The sequence below is a fragment of the Enterobacter sp. CPE_E1241 genome, from assembly GCF_045618265.1.
GTDB classification, from domain to species: domain Bacteria; phylum Pseudomonadota; class Gammaproteobacteria; order Enterobacterales; family Enterobacteriaceae; genus Enterobacter; species Enterobacter adelaidei.
In genome coordinates this window covers 3,502,643-3,518,459 of sequence record NZ_JBIWYV010000001.1, presented here as the reverse complement: position 1 = coordinate 3,518,459, position 15,817 = coordinate 3,502,643, and the positions used below count along the sequence as shown (strand labels likewise).

Genomic DNA, 15,817 nt, shown 5'->3' with positions numbered 1-15,817 from the left:
GTTCAACGTGGAAAAGCAGTTTGATGTGATATGCATGGGCCGCGTGGCGGTAGACCTCTACAGCCAGCAGATTGGTGCCCGTCTGGAGGATGTGTCGAGCTTCGCCAAATATCTCGGCGGCTCGTCCGGCAACGTGGCGTACGGCACCGCGCGTCAGGGCCTACGCTCGTCAATGCTGGCGCGTGTCGGCGATGAGCATATGGGACGTTTCCTGCGGGAAGAGTTAAACCAGGTGGGCTGCGATACCAGCCATCTGATCACCGATAAAGACCGCCTCACGGCGCTGGTGCTACTCGGCATTAAAGACCGGGACACCTTTCCTCTGATTTTTTATCGCGATAACTGCGCGGATATGGCGATTACCGCCAGCGATGTGGACGAAAGCTACATTGCCTCCACACGGTGTCTTGCCATCACCGGGACTCACCTTTCTCACCCGCAGACCCGCGAGGCGGTGCTGACGGCGCTGAATTACGCCCGCCGTCACGGCGTGCGCACGGTGCTGGACATCGACTACCGTCCGGTGCTGTGGGGGCTAACCTCCTTAGGCGACGGCGAAACGCGCTTTATCGCCGCCGATCAGGTCACCCGCGAGCTGCAGGAAGTGCTGCACCTCTTTGACGTCATTGTCGGCACCGAAGAGGAGTTTCATATTGCCGGGGGCAGCACCGATACGTTGCAGGCGCTGGCGCAGGTGCGCCACGTCAGCAAGGCGACACTGGTGTGCAAGCGCGGCGCGCTGGGATGCTCGGTGTATACCGATGCCATTCCCCCTCGGCTGGACGACGGCCTGACGGTGACCGGCGTGCGCGTGGAGGTGCTGAACGTCCTCGGCGCGGGGGATGCGTTTATGTCCGGCCTGCTGCGCGGTTATCTGAACGACGAGGGCTGGGAGCAGGCATGCCGCTACGCCAACGCCTGTGGGGCGCTGGTGGTCTCGCGGCACGGCTGTGCGCCGGCGATGCCGAGCAAAATCGAGCTGGATGATTACCTCTCCCGCGCCGCGCTCGTTCCACGCCCGGACCTTGACCCGCGTCTAAACCATCTGCACCGGGTGACCACCCGTCGTCGCGAATGGCCTGAGCTGTGCGTGATGGCCTTCGATCACCGCAGCCAGCTTGAGGATATGGCGCTGCAGTGCGGCGCGTCGCTCAAACGTATTCCGGCCCTGAAGCAACTGATCCTGCAGGCCAGCCGCGAGGCGGCAAGCTCTGCCGGACTGGAGGGGAAAGCCGGTCTGCTGTGCGATGGCACGTTTGGTCAGGATGCGCTGAACGCCATTACCGGGGAAGGGTGGTGGATCGGTCGTCCTATTGAGCTGCCGGGCTCGCGTCCGCTGGAGATGGAGCACGGCAACATTGGTACCCAGCTTATCAGCTGGCCGCAGGAGCACGTGGTGAAGTGCCTGGTCTTTTTCCATCCGGAAGACGCCCACGGCCTGCGTCTGGAGCAGGAGCAGAAAATCGCTGAGGTGTACCACGCCTGCTGTCAGTCCGGACATGAACTGCTGCTGGAGGTGATATTGCCCGCCAGCATGCCGCGCAGCGACGAGCTCTACCTGCGCGCCATTTCCCGTTTCTACAACCTGGGTATCTACCCCGACTGGTGGAAACTGCCGCCGCTCTCTGCCGGGGGCTGGACGGCGCTGAGCGAGATTATCGCGCGCCGGGACCCGCACTGTCGTGGCGTGGTTATCCTGGGTCTGGATGCTCCGGCAGAACAGCTGCGTGCCGACTTCAAAGCCGCATCGGGACAGGCGCTGGTAAAAGGCTTCGCCGTAGGACGTACGCTGTTTGGCGATGCCTCCCGTGCGTGGCTGAAACACGATATTGACGATGCGCAACTGGTGGCGCGCATTCGGGACAACTACCTGCAGCTTATCGCCTGGTGGCGCGAGCGCGGACACGCATAATGGAGACGACAATGAGTGTACAACTGGGCATCAACCCGCTGACGTGGACGAACGACGATCTGCCTTCACTGGGCGCAGAGACATCTCTGGAGACCTGCCTGAGCGAAGGGAAAGAGGCCGGATTCGCGGGGTTCGAACTGGGCAATAAATTCCCACGTGAAGCGCGTCTGCTCGGCCCCATCCTGCAGCGTCACGACCTGCAGCTGGTCTCCGGCTGGTATTCCGGCCGCCTGCTGGAACGCAGTGTAGAGGACGAGATTGCTGCCGTGCAGTCCCACCTGACGCTGCTGCGCGAGCTGGGGGCGAAGGTGCTGGTCTTTGCAGAAGTGAGTGGATGCATTCACGGTGAGCAGCAGACCCCGGTTCACCTGCGTCCGCGTTTCCCGCAGGAGCGCTGGAAAGAGTATGGTGAGAAGCTCACCGAATTTGCCCGCTATACGCAGCAGCAGGGAGTGCAGATTGCCTACCATCATCATATGGGCACGGTGATTGAGTCCGCTGAAGACGTGGACAACCTGATGATCCACACTGGCGATGCGGTGGGGTTACTGCTGGATACCGGCCACCTGACCTTTGCCGGGGCCGAACCGCTGGCTGTGGCGCAGCGCTGGGCGTCGCGCATCAACCACGTTCACTGCAAAGACGTGCGTGCCGACGTGCTGGCGGACGTCAAAAACCGCAAAACCAGTTTCCTCGATGCGGTGCTGAGCGGCGTGTTTACCGTGCCGGGCGATGGCTGCGTGGATTACCCGCCGATCATGCGACTGCTGAAAGCGCAGGACTATCACGGCTGGCTGGTGGTGGAGGCCGAGCAGGACCCTGCGATTGCCCATCCGCTGACCTACGCCCGTCTGGGGTATAACAACCTGAGCCGCCTGGCGCGCGACGCCGGGCTTATCTGAGGAGGTGACATGTCACGTCTGTTATCGCGCTGGCAACAGCCGAACGTTGAGGGGCGGACTCAGTCCGTCACGCCGGAAAGCGCCGGTTGGGGGTATGTCGGCTTTGAGGCGTATGAGCTGCAGGAGGGGCAGACGCTGACGCTGCCCGCCGTCAGCGAAGAGCGCTGCCTGGTATTGGTGGCCGGGCGCGCTTCCATTAGCACGCCTTCTGCACAGTTTACTGACATCGGCGAGCGGATGAGCCCGTTCGAGCGCATCAAACCCTGGGCGGTGTACGTCACCTCACAGGAGACGGTGCAGGTGAAAGCGCTAACGAAAGTCGAGCTGGCGGTCTGCGCCGCGCCCGGCAAAGGGACGTACCCGACGCGGCTGATAGCCCCGCAGGATATTGACGGCGAAGCGCGTGGTAAGGGCCACAACCAGCGCTACGTGCATAACATCCTGCCGGAAAACAAACCCGCCGACAGCCTGCTGGTGGTGGAGGTCTGGACCAACGAAGGCTGTACCAGCTCGTACCCGAGCCATAAGCACGACACGGATAATCCGCCGCAGGAGACCTATCTGGAGGAGACCTATTACCATCGTCTCAACCCGGAACAGGGGTTCTGCATGCAGCGTGTTTACACCGACGACAGAACGCTGGATGAGTGTATGGCGGTCTACAACCGGGATGTGGTCATGGTGCCGAAGGGCTATCACCCGGTGGCGACAATGGCCGGGTATGACAGCTACTACCTCAACGTGATGGCCGGGCCGGTGCGCAAATGGATGTTCACCTGGGAAGAGGACCACGCGTGGATTAATCGCGATTATCCCGCAGAGAGGGGGGACTGAGACGGTCTTTCTTGTCGGGTGGCGCTGCGCTTACCCGACCTACGAAATCGTAGGCCCGTGCAAGCGTAGCGCCGCCGGGCGAATTTTTCTCAGTGCATCCGCCTTGCCTGCTCAATCGTCCAGGCGATAGCCTCCGGCTGGCTCACCATCGACACGTGGCTTGCCGTCACCTCGGCGGTTTTCGCGTGGATCGTCTTCGCCATCGCGCGCTCAAGAGCGGGGTTGATCATTCGGTCATTCTTGCTGACCACATACCAGCTCGGTTTGTCATGCCACGCCGCGTGGGCAACCTTTCCACCAAATGCCTCGGCCTTAATTGGCCCCTGCGTGGCTGCAATCGTATCTTGAATGGCTGGCTTCACGTCAGGCGCGAAGTCCCTCCTGACGGCTTCTGTCGGCAGGTATAAATAGCCGTCCGCCGTTTTAGCAATGCCCGCGCTGCCCGGCGGGGCAGGATAGCTTCCTGCCAGATCCGCCGTCGACTGGCCGGAATCCGGCGCGAACGCCGCCACATACACCAGCGATTTAACCCGCGCATCGTTGCCTGCTTCGCTAATCACGGTGCCTCCCCAGGAGTGGCCCACCAGCACCACATTCCCGTGTGCACGGGCGATGGCTCGCTGCGTGGCCGCTACGTCATCTTTTAGCGATGTAAGCGGCAACTGGACGGCTATAACCTCGGTGTGTTGTTTTTGCAAAAGAGTAATCACCTTATTCCAGCTGCTGCCGTCGGCAAACGCGCCATGCACCAGCACCACGCTGGTTTTACTCTCCGCCAAAGCACTGGCCGAAATCGCCAGCAAACCCGCTGTCAGTAACGATAATGCTTTCATCTTCAGGCTCCTCAGAAATGGTGGACCGGCGCATGCGCTGGCACGGTGAATTCAAGAGTTTTATGGTCAAGAGGCTTATGCGTTGGGGCGGCCAGAATAATGGTCACCTTGTGTTTTCCAGCGGGCGGTTGTGGGTGTTCCAGCGGCGCAACGGCGGCGGGACCGTTAACGTCAGTGGCGCTGAGGTTGTCCAGAGGGGCGGCCTGGACATATGCGACGGATGCCAGGGCGAGCAGGGGAAAAGTGTGTATCGACGAATCATCGGTGTCTCTCCTCATCGGTTCTGAATGACGACAGGGAAAGAAAACCATTTTTATGTATCAGAGATATTTGCCGGAGGCGGCGTTTTGTACCCGTTTGTCAGCGTGGCGCTCTGGATACAGTGCGATACAGTTTGCCGGGCTGCAGGATAAGATCCTCAGCAAAGGGATTGCATGCATTATTCAAAGAGTGCAAAACCCTCCGGCGGCCTAGCGGTCAGCGGTGTCGACGGTCAGGCTGGATTGCTGTGACTGGGTTTTATCCTGATGGTGATACCAGGCGCCAATCGAAGAGTAAACGAAGCGGCCAAAGAAAAACAGGAAGCTGATTAACAGTATGATGCGGGTCATTCGGGTGTTAAATCGATGTCGTTTGCGCATACGCGTGGCCTGACTCACTGTGTTTTTCCTGGACATGCCCTTCTGGGCGATATGGATATTAAGGCACAGCGGGAAGAGGGGGTCAATTCTGCAATGTGTAAATAACCGTCAACAGTTACATTAATTAATGTTATTGAAAATAATTAATGCATTTACCATATTGATAATATGAAGGAAGTTTTTGCAAAAAAGTCGGTCAAAAAGATTATTTGCATAAAGTAGTTTGATTTAAGTCAACGGATTCCCTGTCCTGATATTTAAAATCCTCCCTCCACACTGTTCGCCCTAAACATTGCCGGGCGGCGCGCGCGTCAGGTCGGATGCCTGTCTTTATTTTCCCTCTGGAGAGAAAGGGGTTTAACCGGGCATCTATGAACATTATTGCTTTCCTGAAAAACAATGAAGACCGCTGGTGGGCATTGCCGCTTATTTTACCTGTGGTTTTACTTCCCCTGCTGAGCGTCGCGAATACGTTCACGCAACTGGGCGAAGGTATTGTCGCGCTCTATTATTTACCCCTCTCATTTTTGCTCTCGCTGATGATGTTCTTTGGCCTGGAAGCGCTTCCCGGGATCGCGTTGTCGCTGTTTATCCGCTATTACCCGTCGGGTGGGATGTTTGAAACCGTCGCCACTATGCTCCATTTTATCGTCCCGATAGTGCTCAGTTGGGGGGGGTACCGGGTGTTTGCTCCCGGACGCAATATGACGGCGTACGGGGACACACGGCTGATGGCGCAGCGCATTTTCTGGCAGGTTTTCTGCCCCGCGACGCTATTTCTGGTGCTGTTTCAGTTTGCGGTTTATCTGGGTGTGTACGAGAGTCGCCAGAGCCTTGCGGGATTATCCCCCCTGAATATTCGTACGCTCATTAATTATCAGACACTGCTGGTCAGCGGGCTGACGGGGGTACCTCTGAGCTATCTGCTGATCCGCCTGATTCGCCATCCACGTTACATCAAAAGCCTCATCTCACAGATCCGTATGCAGATAGAGAAAAAGGTGACGGTCACTGAGTTTTTGATTTGGGTGTTTGCCCTCGGCGGACTGCTTTCGCTGCTGTTGCTCCCCATGAATGAAAACAGCTCAATTTTTTCTACCAACTACACCCTGTCGTTATTGATGCCGGTGATGCTCTGGGCCGCGATGCGCTTTGGCTATAAGCTGGTGTCGCTGATCTGGACGCCAGTCTTGCTGGTGTCCATTCACTATTTTTACCGCTATATCCCGTTGCATCAGGGTTATGACATTCAACTGGCGATCACCTCTTCCAGCTATCTGGTCTTCTCGTTCGTGGTGATTTACATGTCGATGCTGGCGACTCACCAGCGAACCGTGAATCAACGCTCCCGCAGACTGGCGCTACTCGACCCTGTCGTACATATGCCTAATCTGCGCTCGTTATTACACGATCTGGCTAAAAACCCGTGGTCGGCGCTTTGTTTACTGCGTATTCCTGAGCTTGAAATTTTGGGGCGAAATTACGGCGTGTTGCTGCGCATTTTGTACAAACAGCAACTGGCGCAATGGATTAATGACACACTCCAGCCTAATGAGAAGGTCTACCACCTGACCGGGTGCGATCTGGCGATTCGACTCAACGCGGAATCCCACCAGCAGCGGATTGAAACCCTGGATGAGCATATCAAACAGTTCCGCTTTGTCTGGGATGGCATGCCGCTGCAGCCTCAGGTGGGTGTGAGCTACTGTTATGTGCGGTCACCAGTGAACCATCTCTATCTGGTCCTGGGTGAGCTGGGTATGGTTGCGGACTTGTCGCTCTCCTCCAACCATCCCGAAAATCTTCAGCAGCGTGGTGCTGTCCATTTGCAGCGTAGCCTGAAGGATAAAGTCGCAATGATGAGCAGTCTGCAAAGGGCTCTCGATAACAACGCATTTACGCTTTTCGTTCAGCCTGTTTGCGGCCAGCGTGGCGATCGCTACCACGAAGTCTTGCTGCGGATGCAGGATGCAAATGGGGTATTAATCTCCCCCGACCAATTCCTGCCTGTTGCACAGGAGTTTGGGCTGTCGTCGCGGGTGGATTTATGGGTACTGGACCATACGTTACGCTTTCTGGCAACACATCGCGAAAGGCTGCCCGGCCAGCGGTTTGCCATTAATCTGGCCCCTTCAACCGTTTGCAGAGTGCAGTTCCCGCTTGAGGTAAGTCGTTTGCTGACGAAATACGCCATCGAACCGTGGCAACTGATCTTTGAGGTGACGGAGTGCAGCACGTTCGGCAGTGCTGAGCAGGCACAACAGATCCTCGGTCAGTTGCAGAAGATGGGGGTACGCATTGCCATTGATGATTTTGGTACCGGCTATGCGAGCTATGCCCGGCTGAAAAGCGTGGACGCTGATATTCTCAAAATCGACGGCAGTTTTGTGCAGAACATCGTTAACAACAGTCTGGATTATCAGATAGTGGCGTCAATCTGCCATCTGGCGCGAATGAAGAAAATGCTGGTGGTGGCAGAATATGTCGAAACTGAAGAGATACGTAGCGCGGTTCACGCGCTAGGTATTGATTATGTGCAGGGATACCTGATTGGCAGACCGGTTGCACTGGTATCACTGCTGGAGGCAGAGGCGTCCTGTGCGGACGCCTGAGCCGTTACGCGGCGACGTCGGCACTCTCTTCTTCGATTTTGAGTAGCCAGCCGGTGACCGCTTCCCAGTACTGCTGCTCTTTTTCCAGGTCCAGCAGGACCAGCGCGTTCTGGCTAAACCAGTCGTGCGGGAAGCTCAGCGTCCAGTGGTGGTCGTCGGTTTTCAGCTTCAGCGTGGGCGGCGTGGTGGTGGCCTGACGCTGATTATTGAGCAGCACGCCAAGGCGCAGCAACTGGATGAGCGGCAGGAACTGCTTTTTCTTGAACAGCGTGAAGCGGGGCAGATCGTCGAGCTTGATGGCTTTGCGGTGATAACGCACCAGCGTGGCCATCATGGTCTGCTGCTCCTGGTTGAAGCCTGGTAAATCGCTGTTTTGCAGAATGTACGCCGAGTGGCGATGCATCCCGCTGTGGTTAATGTTCAGACCCACTTCGTGCAGCATCGCGGCCCATTTCAGCAGGGCGGCAAGCTGTGGATGCGCCAGCTTAGGATTCTGTTCCTGCCATTGGTCGTACATCTGAACGGTCGTTTCCAGCACGCGCTTTGCCTGCTCACGATCGATGTTGTACTGGTTTGCCAGGCTTTGTGCAGTGCGGCTGCGAATATCCTGATGGCGGAAACGGCCTTCCATCTCATACAGCACACCTTCACGCAGGGCGCCGTCAGAAAGACGCAGCTCCTTGATGGCCAGCGCATCAAATACGCCGCAGAGGATAGCCAGACCCGGCACAAACACCGCTTTACGCTCGTCGGAAAGACCCGGCAGGCTCAAGGCGTCAAAACTTTTATGCTTTAGCACTTCTTCAGTCAGCAATATCAGGCGTTCAGGCGTGATAAACCCGTCTTTCTCGCCCATCGCCAGCAGCACTTCATGGGCCGCTTTGATGGTACCCGATGCGCCCAGCGCCACATTCCAGCCCTGAATACGGTACTGCCAGGCGAGGTTTTCCAGTTTCTGGATAGCGGCCATACGCGCCCGCTGGAAGTTTTCACGGGTGATGGTGCCACCCGGGAAATACATCTGCGCGAAGCTGACGCAGCCCATACGACGACTTTCCACCAGACGCGGCTCAAAGTCTTCGCCGATCACCAGCTCAGTTGAACCGCCGCCAATGTCGATCACCAGCTTGCGCCCTTTTTCCGGCTGGGTGTGCTCAACCCCCATGAAAATCAGACGCGCTTCCTCGTTACCGGAGATGATCTCAATCGGGTAGGGGATCACTTTTTCAGCCCGCTTGAGAAATTCTGGCGCGTTCAGCGCCTGGCGCAGGGTGTGGGTGCCCACGATGCAGACGCTGGAAGGCGAGAAGCCCTGCAGACGTTCGGCAAACAGCGACAGGCAGTTCAGGCCGCGCTCCATTGCCTCTTCGCTAAGCATGCTGCGTTCATCAAGACCGTCCGCCAGGTGTACACGCTGCTTCAGACGACCGATGATCTGCAGCGCGCCATCCACCTCACGGGCGATGACCATGTGGAAACTGTTAGAGCCAAGATCGACCGCGGCGAATTCCTGCGGGCGTGGGGTCTTATCATTTATCGGCATAGGTTAATCGGGTTGCTCGAGTGATTTGATATAGTCGTAAATCGCCAGTTGCGACCGCACTTTACGGCGGTTGCCGCGCGGTACATAGCGGTTACTGAGTTCTTTGTCGATATAGCGTGCTTTCACCGTATCGCTGAACAGAATCTCGATGATGTCGAGGATCTGCTGCTTCAGTCGCGGATCCAGCAGCGGTGCTGCGACTTCAATTCGATAGTCAATATTGCGTGTCATCCAGTCTGCAGAAGAGAGGTAAACCTGTTTGTCACCCGCATTATCGAAAATATAGACGCGATCGTGTTCCAGGTAACGGTCAACAATGCTGATGACGCGAATATTGTCGCTGATGCCTTCCAGTTCAGGGATCAGCGAGCACATGCCGCGGATCAGCAGGTTAACCGGCACGCCGGAACTGGACGCCGCGTACAGGCGGTCAACCAGCCCTTTGTCGACCAGATTGTTGAGCTTCAGCGTGATGCCGGATGACAACCCTTTCTGCGCATTAGCGATCTCTTTATCGATCATATCGTACAGCAGGCGGCGTGAGTTCTGCGGCGAGACCAGCAGATAATCGAAATTCACCGGGCGGTATGGGTTCTCAATAAAGTTAAATACTCTGCGTACCTCGTTTGTGATACGGGCATCAGCGGTCAGCAGCGAGTAGTCCGTATAAATTCGTGCGGTTTTCTCGTTGAAGTTCCCGGTACCGATGTGGGCATAACGCACCACCTCGTCGCCCTCTTTACGGGAGATCAGGAACAGCTTGGCGTGAATTTTCAGCCCCGGCGCGGAGAAGATGACGTGCACACCGGCTTCCGTCAGACGGCGCGCCCAGTGAATGTTCGCCTCTTCGTCGAAGCGCGCCTGCAGCTCAACCACCACCGTGACTTTCTTGGCGTTATGCGCCGCATGGATCATCGCGTCGATGATGCGGGAATCTTTTGCCACGCGGTAGATGTTGATTTTGATTGCCAGCACGCTCGGGTCGAAGGAGGCCTGACGCAGCAGTTCCAGCACGTGTTCAAACGTGTGATACGGATAGTAGAGCAGGACGTCACGTTCGCGAATCGCGTCGAATCCGTTGCGGAATTTGTCGAACCACAGATGGCGCAGGCGCGGCAGCGGCTTGTTCACCAGATTGGCTTTGCCGACGTTCGGGAAACCAATAAAGTCTTTAAAGTTGTGGTAGCGACCGCCCGGCACGATGGAGTCATAGCGCGAGATGGTCAGCTTCTCGCGCAGCATCTCCACCATGGCGTCCGGCATATCGCGCTGATAAACGAAGCGCACCGGCTCGGCCGTCAAGCGCTGTTTCAGGCTGGACGACATCAGTTCCATCAGGCTGGCTTCCATCTCGTGCACCAGGTCATATTCGGCGTCACGGGTCATCTTCATGGAATAGGCGTTTAACGCATCGTAATCGAAGAAGCCTTTGAAGATGTCGTCCAGACAGTAGCGCAGGATGTTATCCAGCAGGATCATCGGTTTGCGTCTGCGCGGGGTTTCCGGCGGCAGGTTCACAAAGCGCGGCACCTTGTCGGACGGGATCTCAAGCAGCGCGTAGCGGATCGAATCACCGCGGATAATTTCCACCGCCAGGTAGGTGTAGTCATCTTTCAGGAACTGCACCAGGTCGGTTTCGCGGTTGATCAGAATCGGGGTGATGTGCTGACGCAGATACTGTTTGAAGTAATGGCGCAGCCAGTTTTGTTGGTTAACGGAAAGCTGTCGTTCGTTAATCAGGAAGATTTGATTGCGTGCCATTTCCAGCAGCAGTTCGTTATACAGGCCGTCAAATTCCTGATCGGCTTTCAACACGCGGGACTGGATTTTGCCCAACAGATGCCGCGAGTGAGAGTTTAAGCCCTGTTCTTCGCTGATGATGATTCGCCGTTTTAGCTCGGCAAAACGAACCTTGTAGAACTCATCCAGGTTGTTGGAATAAATGCCCAAAAAACGCATGCGCTCGATCAGCGGGTTACTTTTGTCAGCCGCTTCCTGGAGTACACGTTCGTTGAATGCTAACCAGCTTAGCTCTTTCTCGATATATAACTTTTCCTGACCCATTACAGCTCACACTCCAGTTCAATCACAGGACGTGGTAAATCCGTCTCGTCCTTATTATGGCGAGCATTTCCACGATATGTCCAACAGTGCCAGAAAAGTATGACAGTTATTTTTTTTGTTGGGGATTTTAGAGGGTTGGAGAAGGGAATATCGGGTAATGCAATTTGTAGGTCGGGTAAGCGTAGTGCCACCCGACATAACACACTACTCTTCGGCCGCATAACCCTGCGGGGGTAACTTCACGCCGTCGAGCCAGGCAGCGCCGTCACGCATCTCCAGACGCCCGTCGACAAACCAGCTTACCACCAGCGGATAAATGGCGTGTTCCTGGACCTGTACGCGTTCGGTCACGTCTTCTTCGTTATCGCCTTCAAAGACCGGCACTTTCGCCTGCAGGATCACCGGGCCACCATCCAGTTCGTCGGTAACGAAATGCACGGAGGTACCATGCTCTTCATCGCCGTTTTCCAGAACCTGACGATGGGTGTGCAAGCCAGGATACTTCGGCAGCAAAGATGGGTGGATATTCAGCAGGAGTCCGGCATAATGCTCAACAAAAGCCGGGCTCAGGATACGCATATAGCCCGCCAGCACCACGACATCAGGCGCGTAGGCATCAATTTCCTGAACCAGCTCGCGGTCAAAGGCTTCACGCCCGGCAAACTGGCTGGCTTCCAGCGCGTGCGCGGGAATACTCGCTTCCCGGGCACGCTCAAGGCCGAACGCGTCGGCCTTGTTGCTGAATACTGCCCGAATGGTGCCATTGATCTTCTTCTGTTTGCAGGCGTCAATTATTGCCTGCAAATTGCTTCCGTTGCCGGAAATGAGCACCACGATGTTTTTCATTCAATGACCACACGTTGTTCGGAATCGGAAGCTTTAATAGTACCGATTTTCCACGCGTTTTCACCTTTCTCTGTCAGCAGTTTAACCGCTTTATCCGCTTCGCTCGCTGGCAGGGCTATCACCATACCTACGCCGCAGTTAAAGGTGCGGTACATTTCGTGAGAGCTGACGTTGCCTGCGGTTTGCAGCCAGTTAAACACGGACGGCCACTGCCAGGAGGATTCGTCGATCACGGCCTGGGTGTTGTCCGGCAGAACGCGCGGGATATTTTCCCAGAAGCCGCCGCCGGTCAGGTGGGCAATGGCGTGAACGTCGACGTTCTCGATCAGTTCCAGCACGTTTTTCACGTAAATGCGGGTTGGAGCCAGCAGGTGATCGGCAAGCGGTTTGCCATCCAGTTCAGTGGTCTGTGGGTCGCAACCGCTGACTTCGATGATTTTACGTACCAGAGAGTAGCCGTTAGAGTGCGGGCCGCTGGATGCCAGTGCGATCAGGACATCACCATCAGCCACTTTGCTGCCGTCGATAATTTCTGATTTTTCTACCACGCCGACGCAGAAACCGGCGACGTCATAATCTTCGCCGTGATACATGCCTGGCATTTCTGCGGTTTCACCGCCGACCAGCGCGCAGCCTGACTGCAGACACCCTTCGGCAATACCGTTAATCACGCTGGCTGCGGTATCCACGTCCAGTTTACCGGTCGCGTAATAATCGAGGAAGAACAGCGGTTCAGCACCCTGAACGACCAGGTCATTCACACACATCGCGACCAGATCGATACCGATCGTGTCATGACGTTTTAAATCCATCGCCAGGCGCAGTTTTGTACCTACACCATCAGTACCCGAGACCAGAACAGGTTCACGATATTTTTGCGGCAGCGCGCACAGTGCGCCGAATCCACCCAGACCACCCATCACTTCCGGGCGGCGGGTTTTTTTCACCACACCTTTGATTCGGTCAACCAGCGCATTACCTGCGTCAATATCAACACCGGCATCTTTGTAGCTGAGAGAAGTTTTGTTGGTCACGGCTCAAGTCCCCACGCGATTGCATAGCTAGTAAGAAAAATCGGCGCAATTCTAACAGTCCAGGCAAACGTTTGCGAGCCTATTCTCGGTGAGACGATTTTTTTTTCTGTGCGGCCTGCCAATGTGTCCAAACTTGAGTCTGTTCACGAAAATGAAACCGGTTTCGGTTTTCTCCTTGCAACAGGAATCACCTTTGCACATCATTCAGATGAAACCGGTTTCTGTAATTGTTTTTGCAGAAAATAACGCAGAATGAGGGAAAGAGAATGTCAGGATTTAAAGAAGGTTTTCTGTGGGGTGGTGCGGTTGCGGCGCATCAGCTGGAAGGGGGCTGGAAAGAGGGTGGAAAAGGCGTTAGCGTTGCCGATGTCATGACCGCGGGCGCGCATGGCGTGCCGCGTGAAATCACTAACGGCGTGTTGCAGGGGAAAAATTACCCTAACCATGAAGCCATCGACTTCTACCATCGTTATAAAGAAGACATCAAACTCTTTGCCGAGATGGGGTTCAAATGCTTCCGCACTTCGATAGCCTGGACGCGGATCTTCCCGAAAGGGGATGAGCTGGAACCTAACGAGGCTGGCCTGAAATTCTATGACGATCTGTTCGACGAGTGCCTGAAGCACGGCATTGAGCCGGTCATCACGCTCTCTCACTTCGAGATGCCTTTCCATCTGGTCACCGAATACGGCGGCTGGCGTAACCGTAAACTGATCGATTTCTTTGTCCGTTTCTCAAAAGTGGTTTTCCAGCGTTATCAGCACAAAGTGAAGTACTGGATGACCTTTAACGAGATCAACAACCAGGCGAACTTCCACGAAGACTTTGCGCCGTTTACCAACTCTGGGTTGAAGTATGAGCCGGGCGAAGACCGTGAGCCGGTAATGTTCCAGGCCGCGCACTATGAGCTTGTAGCCAGTGCACTGGCGGTAAAAGCGGGGCGTGAGATTAACCCGTCGCTGCAAATCGGCTGCATGATTGCCATGTGCCCGATTTATCCTCTGACCTGCGCGCCAGACGACATGATGATGGCGATGAACGCCATGCACCGTCGTTACTGGTTTACCGACGTTCACGTACGCGGCAAGTATCCGCAGCACCTGCTCAACTACTTTGAGCGTCGTGGCTTTGCGTTGGATATTACCGAAGAAGATAAAGCCGCACTTAAGCAGGGATGTGTGGACTACATCGGATTCAGCTATTACATGTCCTTCGCCACCAAAGCGACGGCTGACAACCCGCAGCTGGATTACGACGAGAGCAAGAGCCTGGTCTCCAACCCATATGTGCAGAAATCCGACTGGGGCTGGCAGATTGACCCGGTGGGGCTGCGTTACTCCCTGAACTGGTTCTGGGATCACTACCAGTTGCCGCTGTTCATCGTTGAGAACGGTTTTGGTGCTATTGACGTGCAGGAGAGCGACGGTACGGTGAACGACCAGTACCGCATTGACTACCTTGCCGCACACATCCGTGAAATGAAAAAAGCAGTGGTTGAAGATGGCGTTGACCTGATGGGGTATACCCCGTGGGGCTGTATTGACCTGGTGTCTGCCGGTACCGGCGAAATGAAAAAACGCTACGGCTTTATCTTTGTCGACAAAGATAACGAAGGCAACGGCACGCTGAACCGCAGCAAGAAGAAGTCGTTCGACTGGTATAAGCAGGTGATTGCGAGCAACGGCGATAACCTGTAATTGTCGGGTGGCGCTAACGCTTACCCGACCTACACTTTCCGTAGGCCCGCGTAAGCGTAGCGCCACCGGGCAGAACCTCGCACTCAAGCCGGAGATATACCTCCGGTTTTTTTATCTTTGCTTGATCGCTGTCAAGCAAGATGGGTATGGCCTAATCCGAAAAAAGCGGTATAATCCCGCGATTTTTTTGCGGATGCCACCTCAGAGGAGAAAGAGAATGAAGATTGTGGAAGTGAAACACCCACTCGTTAAACACAAGTTGGGCCTGATGCGTGAGCATGACATCAGCACGAAGCGTTTTCGCGAACTGGCTTCTGAAGTGGGCAGCCTGCTGACCTACGAAGCAACCTCCGATCTGGAAACAGAAAAAGTCACCATCGAAGGCTGGAACGGCCCGGTGCAGGTTGAACAGATCAAAGGTAAGAAAATTACCGTTGTGCCTATTCTGCGTGCCGGTCTTGGCATGATGGAAGGTGTGCTGGAGCACGTGCCAAGCGCGCGTATCAGCGTCGTCGGTATCTACCGTAATGAAGAGACGCTGGAGCCGGTTCCTTACTTCCAGAAGCTGGTGTCTAATATCGACGAGCGTATGGCGCTGGTGGTTGACCCGATGCTGGCGACCGGCGGTTCTATGATTGCCACCATTGACCTGCTGAAAAAAGCGGGCTGCAGCAGCATTAAAGTGCTGGTGCTGGTTGCGGCACCGGAAGGTATCGCGGCGCTGGAAAAAGCGCACCCGGACGTTGAACTGTATACCGCATCTATCGACCAGGGGCTGAATGAGCACGGGTACATCATCCCGGGGCTTGGCGATGCCGGCGATAAGATTTTTGGTACTAAGTAATCGAATAACGATAAATAAGCCGACTTTGATAGTCGGCTTTTTTTTGAATAAAACA

Annotated in this window: 12 protein-coding genes and 1 pseudogene; 6 read left to right on the top strand and 7 right to left on the bottom strand. The window is 55.6% G+C overall.

Going from position 1 to position 15,817, the window contains the following annotated elements; translation table 11 throughout:
- Positions 1-7: 7 nt before the first annotated feature.
- Genes iolC through iolB form a run of 3 tightly spaced genes read left to right on the top strand, consistent with a single transcriptional unit; the run spans position 8 to position 3,648 of the window.
- Positions 8-1,912 (top strand): 5-dehydro-2-deoxygluconokinase, encoded by a 1,905-nt coding sequence (gene iolC / locus ACJ9Y9_RS17165; RefSeq protein WP_032666655.1) that lies wholly within the window; start codon positions 8-10, stop codon positions 1,910-1,912.
- A gap of 11 nt (positions 1,913-1,923) precedes the next feature.
- Positions 1,924-2,814, top strand: a complete 891-nt coding sequence (iolE, locus tag ACJ9Y9_RS17160; protein ID WP_028016115.1) for a myo-inosose-2 dehydratase — start codon at positions 1,924-1,926, stop codon at positions 2,812-2,814.
- Positions 2,815-2,823: 9 nt separating this feature from the next.
- On the top strand, positions 2,824-3,648 hold the full coding sequence (iolB, locus tag ACJ9Y9_RS17155) for a 5-deoxy-glucuronate isomerase (protein ID WP_028016116.1): 825 nt from the start codon (positions 2,824-2,826) through the stop codon (positions 3,646-3,648).
- Positions 3,649-3,737: 89 nt separating this feature from the next.
- Here the strand turns inward: iolB and ACJ9Y9_RS17150 are convergent, their stop codons facing one another.
- The 3 genes and pseudogenes from ACJ9Y9_RS17150 to ACJ9Y9_RS17140 all read right to left on the bottom strand — a co-directional run bounded on the left by ACJ9Y9_RS17150 (position 3,738) and on the right by ACJ9Y9_RS17140 (position 5,140).
- Entirely contained in the window at positions 3,738-4,481 is a 744-nt protein-coding gene (locus tag ACJ9Y9_RS17150) for an alpha/beta fold hydrolase (protein ID WP_028016117.1), read from the bottom strand.
- Between the two features lie 11 nt (positions 4,482-4,492).
- A pseudogene (locus tag ACJ9Y9_RS17145) lies at positions 4,493-4,743 on the bottom strand (hypothetical protein).
- Positions 4,744-4,951: 208 nt separating this feature from the next.
- Positions 4,952-5,140 (bottom strand): YfgG family protein, encoded by a 189-nt coding sequence (locus tag ACJ9Y9_RS17140; RefSeq protein ID WP_028016118.1) that lies wholly within the window; start codon positions 5,138-5,140, stop codon positions 4,952-4,954.
- Between the two features lie 353 nt (positions 5,141-5,493).
- On the opposite strand from ACJ9Y9_RS17140, the gene ACJ9Y9_RS17135 reads away from it, so the two are divergent.
- On the top strand, positions 5,494-7,734 hold the full coding sequence (locus tag ACJ9Y9_RS17135; RefSeq protein WP_028016119.1) for an EAL domain-containing protein: 2,241 nt from the start codon (positions 5,494-5,496) through the stop codon (positions 7,732-7,734).
- A 4-nt stretch (positions 7,735-7,738) separates the two neighbouring features.
- Here the strand turns inward: ACJ9Y9_RS17135 and ppx are convergent, their stop codons facing one another.
- From ppx to purM, 4 genes are all read right to left on the bottom strand, one after another.
- A complete protein-coding gene (gene ppx, locus ACJ9Y9_RS17130) occupies positions 7,739-9,277 on the bottom strand; it encodes an exopolyphosphatase (protein WP_028016120.1) in 1,539 nt (512 codons plus the stop codon).
- Between the two features lie 3 nt (positions 9,278-9,280).
- Positions 9,281-11,341 (bottom strand): polyphosphate kinase 1, encoded by a 2,061-nt coding sequence (gene ppk1 / locus ACJ9Y9_RS17125; RefSeq protein WP_028016121.1) that lies wholly within the window; start codon positions 11,339-11,341, stop codon positions 9,281-9,283.
- Between the two features lie 204 nt (positions 11,342-11,545).
- A complete protein-coding gene (purN, locus tag ACJ9Y9_RS17120; RefSeq protein ID WP_028016122.1) occupies positions 11,546-12,187 on the bottom strand; it encodes a phosphoribosylglycinamide formyltransferase in 642 nt (213 codons plus the stop codon).
- Positions 12,184-13,221, bottom strand: coding sequence for a phosphoribosylformylglycinamidine cyclo-ligase (purM, locus tag ACJ9Y9_RS17115; RefSeq protein ID WP_028016123.1), 1,038 nt, complete (start codon positions 13,219-13,221; stop codon positions 12,184-12,186). The genes purN and purM overlap by 4 nt, the downstream gene beginning before the upstream one ends.
- A gap of 266 nt (positions 13,222-13,487) precedes the next feature.
- Here purM and ACJ9Y9_RS17110 point away from each other — a divergent pair, with 266 nt between their 5' ends.
- Positions 13,488-14,918 (top strand): 6-phospho-beta-glucosidase, encoded by a 1,431-nt coding sequence (locus tag ACJ9Y9_RS17110; protein WP_028016124.1) that lies wholly within the window; start codon positions 13,488-13,490, stop codon positions 14,916-14,918.
- 217 nt (positions 14,919-15,135) lie between these two features.
- On the top strand, positions 15,136-15,762 hold the full coding sequence (upp, locus tag ACJ9Y9_RS17105) for a uracil phosphoribosyltransferase (protein ID WP_008501641.1): 627 nt from the start codon (positions 15,136-15,138) through the stop codon (positions 15,760-15,762).
- The last annotated feature ends 55 nt before the right edge of the window (positions 15,763-15,817 follow it).

What these genes read in the sequence shown, in the direction of transcription:
- iolE (WP_028016115.1), top strand. Translation starts at nt 1,924, where the DNA reads ATGAGTGTACAACTGGGCATCAACCCGCTGACGTGGACGAACGACGAT.
- iolB (WP_028016116.1), top strand. Translation starts at nt 2,824, where the DNA reads ATGTCACGTCTGTTATCGCGCTGGCAACAGCCGAACGTTGAGGGGCGG.
- ACJ9Y9_RS17150 (WP_028016117.1), bottom strand. Translation starts at nt 4,481, where the DNA reads ATGAAAGCATTATCGTTACTGACAGCGGGTTTGCTGGCGATTTCGGCC.
- ACJ9Y9_RS17135 (WP_028016119.1), top strand. Translation starts at nt 5,494, where the DNA reads ATGAACATTATTGCTTTCCTGAAAAACAATGAAGACCGCTGGTGGGCA.
- ppx (WP_028016120.1), bottom strand. Translation starts at nt 9,277, where the DNA reads ATGCCGATAAATGATAAGACCCCACGCCCGCAGGAATTCGCCGCGGTC.
- ppk1 (WP_028016121.1), bottom strand. Translation starts at nt 11,341, where the DNA reads ATGGGTCAGGAAAAGTTATATATCGAGAAAGAGCTAAGCTGGTTAGCA.
- purN (WP_028016122.1), bottom strand. Translation starts at nt 12,187, where the DNA reads ATGAAAAACATCGTGGTGCTCATTTCCGGCAACGGAAGCAATTTGCAG.
- ACJ9Y9_RS17110 (WP_028016124.1), top strand. Translation starts at nt 13,488, where the DNA reads ATGTCAGGATTTAAAGAAGGTTTTCTGTGGGGTGGTGCGGTTGCGGCG.
- upp (WP_008501641.1), top strand. Translation starts at nt 15,136, where the DNA reads ATGAAGATTGTGGAAGTGAAACACCCACTCGTTAAACACAAGTTGGGC.